The organism is Pseudoalteromonas sp. HM-SA03 (assembly GCF_002289345.1).
Lineage (GTDB): Bacteria > Pseudomonadota > Gammaproteobacteria > Enterobacterales > Alteromonadaceae > Pseudoalteromonas.
The window spans coordinates 1-212 of record NZ_NSDG01000130.1 but is presented as its reverse complement, the minus strand read 5'-3'; the positions used below and the strand labels follow the sequence as shown (position 1 = coordinate 212).

At 45.8% G+C, this 212-nt stretch carries 1 protein-coding gene; it reads left to right on the top strand.

Annotated features, from left to right (window positions below; translation table 11 throughout):
- A partial coding sequence (locus tag CKO50_RS23050) for a GTP-binding protein (protein ID WP_255231192.1) occupies window positions 1-212 on the top strand: 212 nt, incomplete at both ends.

Sequence of the window (212 nt, the reverse complement as noted above, 5' to 3'; positions counted from 1 at the left end):
CAGGTTGGTGTACCTTACATCATCGTATTCATGAACAAATGTGACATGGTTGACGACGAAGAGCTACTAGAGCTAGTAGAGATGGAAGTTCGTGAACTACTTTCTGAGTACGATTTCCCAGGTGATGACCTACCACTAATTCAAGGTTCAGCGCTTAAAGCACTAGAAGGCGAAGAGCAGTGGGAAGCGAAGATCGTTGAGCTTGCAGAAGC